The 3,204-nt window shown below is 71.6% G+C and carries 2 protein-coding genes and 1 pseudogene; all 3 read right to left on the bottom strand.

What is annotated here, in order from left to right; all coding sequences use genetic code 11:
- Window positions 1–120 precede the first annotated feature (120 nt).
- Window positions 121–666, bottom strand: a complete 546-nt coding sequence (locus I53_RS20720) for a cytochrome c (RefSeq protein WP_043354187.1) — start codon at window positions 664–666, stop codon at window positions 121–123.
- Window positions 663–2,687 carry a quinol:electron acceptor oxidoreductase subunit ActD gene (locus I53_RS20725; protein ID WP_043354189.1) on the bottom strand — a complete coding sequence of 675 codons (2,025 nt, stop codon included), beginning with the start codon at window positions 2,685–2,687 and terminating at the stop codon, window positions 663–665. Before I53_RS20725 ends, I53_RS20720 begins: the two co-directional genes overlap by 4 nt.
- Before the next feature lie 2 nt (window positions 2,688–2,689).
- Window positions 2,690–3,204 (bottom strand): annotated as a pseudogene (locus tag I53_RS20730) (4Fe-4S dicluster domain-containing protein); the annotation flags it as partial.

The following is a 3,204-nucleotide window of genomic DNA, read 5'->3' on the forward strand; positions in this document are numbered from 1 at the left end:
GCAGGGCGAGAAGGACGAGCCACGCCGCGAGATACGAGGCCGCGGCCCCGCGGCAGCCGCCCGCGAGCAGGCAGACGGCCAGGAGGACGAGCCCGGCGAGGCCGAGCAGGGCGGGGCGCCTCACGGCGTCGCCTCCAGGCGGGTGCGATCCTCCGGGGGCAGGCTCGCCACCGGGGTATCCTGGCTGAGCTGGAGGGCGCGGAGATAGGCGATGATCGCCCAGCGGTCGGCCGAGGGGATCATCTGGGCCATGCCGAACATGGACTTCCGGCCGTTCGAGATGGCGTCGTAGAGCTCGGCCGCTGAGGCCATGCGCACGGGCTCCGCCGTGAGATTGCCGGCGGAGGGAAATCCCCGGGCCACGATCATGCCGGCGCCGCGCCCGTCCTGCCCATGGCAGGGGGTGCAGAAGACTCCATAGCGTTCCCGGCCCTGGTCGAGCAGCGCCCGGCTGATCGTCTGCGGCTGCGGCGCCGTCCGGGCCGGATCGATCCGCGGCACGGTGCCGGCCACCGGCTGGCGCATGGTGATCTCCCGGGGAAAGAAAGGGTTCTTGTCCCAGGTCTTGGCCCGGGCCTGATCGGCCATGTCGGCCTCGCCGCAGGCCGCCAGCGGCGCCAGGGCGAGAAGAGCGAGCGGCACGGTGCGGAGGGCGGCGCGCCTCATCGCGGGATCCGCCGGAGCTCGAGGGGACGCCCGGCCTCGGCCGGCAGGGCCGCGAGCCGCCGCTCGATCCGGCCTGCGTCGAACCGGTCACCCCGCGCCTCCGCGGAGAGGAAGAACCGGTCCTCGGAAGCCCGCAGGAAGCCCGGGATGTTGAAGGCCGGGTGATTCAGGCGGGGCAGGCGGTTGAGCACGAGGAGCGCGAAGTGGATCGCCACGCAGCCCGCTATCATCGCGACGGAGACGCTCGGCACCACGAACGAGGGCCAGGACAGGCGCGGGCGCCCGCCGATCAGGAAGACGTAATCGTAGGCCGTGGCGTAGAGGCACAGGGCGAAGAAGCCGACACCGCCGAGCAGGGCCCCGGCCAGGGCGTAGGGCAGGATCGAGCGTCCCTCCAAGCCCAGTGCCCGCAGGGTGCGGGGCATCGGCACCGGCCCGTGCCCGTCGAGATGGACGTGATCCGGACTGATCCCAGAGACCGCCTGGAGGGCAGCGGCGAGGTCGCCCTGACTCGCGAAGGTCGCGGACACGCCCCACAGGGGCGCGGTGACCGGGTCGTCCTCCGGGCGACCGGTGGCCCGGGATGCGGCCGCGCGGGCCGCCTCCTGCGCGGCCGGCGACACCATCAGGGCGAGGCGGCGGCTCTCGACGATCGACACGGCCGGCAGGTAGCGCAGGAACAGGAGGAGCAGGGTCAGGAACAGGCCCACCGAGCCCGCAAAGGTGGCGATACCCCAGACATCCGTCGTGTAGGGCAGCCGCGAGGACGGCAGGAAATCCTGCGTCAGGGTGACGACCAGGACCATGACGTGGTCGGCATAGGCGCCGATCGCCACGAGAAGGCCCACCACCGTGATGGCGACCGGCGCCGTCCGGGCCCGCGCCGACCACAGGATCTGTGCGGGCAGGACGAGGCACAGGATCGCCGTCCAGGACACGAGGGCGTGGTCGCCGGTCATGCGCCGGACCAGGACGCCGCGCCCCGCGGCGTCGCCATTGAGGAACGTGTCGAAATACTCGGCCGCGTAGCAATAGGCGCTGGCGCAGCCGAGACAGAGCAACAGCCGCCCGAGCACGTCGAGATGGCGGTCCGTCACCAGGGCGCCGAGGCCGTAGACGAGGCGGATCAGCATCACGATCACCGCCGTGACGCCGACGCCGGAATAGACTGCATTCACCAGGAAGCTCACCGGCAGCAGCGTGCTGTGCCAGCCGGGCATCAGCGAGCCCGCCAGCATCACCGAGGCCCCGGTCTGGACCGAGACCACCAGCAGCACGCCGAGCAGCGCCACCGTCCGGTAGGCCTGAACCCAGATCTGCCAATGGGCCGCCGAGCCGCGCCAGCCCGAGGCGAGGATGCCGTAGACCTGCGCGCGCAGCAGCGCGCGCTTCCGGGTCGCTGCCTTCGTCTCCCGCTGGCGCATCGCCTCCGCGTGGGCACGGTCGCGCAACGTGGCGAGGTCCGGCAGCAGGCCGATGAACCAGAGGCTCACGCAGATCACCAGGAAGGACACGATGTCGATCGCGTCCCAGAGGAGTGGCGAGCGGAACTGCGGCCAGAGATCGTAGGTGTTGGGGTAGGGCAGGTTCCAGAAGAAGAACCACGGCCGTCCGAGATGGATGATCGGGTAGAGCCCGGCGGCCGCGGTGGCCAGCAGTGCCAGGGTCTCGGCCACGCGGTTCACCGCCCCGCGCCACTCCGCCCCGAGCAGGAGCAGGATCGCCGAGACCAGCAGGCTGCCGGACGCGACACCGATCCACCAATCGTAGCTCGCGATGTCGAGGGCCCAGACGACGGCGTTGTTGTTCGCCCAGATGCCGGGACCGGCATAGAGCAGATAGCCGAGGGTGAGCACGAACAGGCCGAGGAGCGAGGCCGCCGCCGCGAAGGCGATCCACCAGCGCCGGTTCCCCGGATGCGTCAGCGGGATCGCCGTGACCGCGCCGCCGATCCCCTGAAGGGTCTCGTCGGGCCGGATCAGGGGGCCGGGCTGCGGACCGCCGGAGAGGGGGCCGGCCATGCTCAGCCCTCCCGTCCGTTCGGATCCGCGGCGGGCGCGAGCCCGGCGAGATAGGTGGTGCGCGGCCGCGTGTTCAGGTGGCCGAGGAGCGCGTATTCCCGCGTGTCCCGCCGGGCGGCCGAGACCCGGCTTCCCGGATCGGCGACGTTGCCGAAGGTGATCGCCCGGGTCGGGCAGGCGCCCTGGCAGGCGGTCTCCACGGCCCCGTCGGGGATCGGCGCGTGGGCGTCCTTGGCCGATGTGATCCGCGCCGCCGTGATCCGCTGGATGCAGTAGGTGCACTTCTCCATCACGCCCCGGGACCGGACCGTGACCTCGGGATTGCGCTGCTGCTGCTCCACCGGGGTCATGCCGCCGGTGTAATCGAGGTAGTTGAAGCGGCGGACCTTGTAGGGGCAGTAGCTCTGGCAGGTGCGGGTTCCGACGCAGCGGTTGTAGACCTGCAGGTTCAGGCCCTCGCTGTCGTGGAGGGTCGCCTCCACGGGGCAGCCGAGTTCGCAGGGCGCCTGCTCGCAAT

The organism is Methylobacterium sp. B1 (assembly GCF_000333255.1).
Classification (GTDB): domain Bacteria; phylum Pseudomonadota; class Alphaproteobacteria; order Rhizobiales; family Beijerinckiaceae; genus Methylobacterium; species Methylobacterium fujisawaense.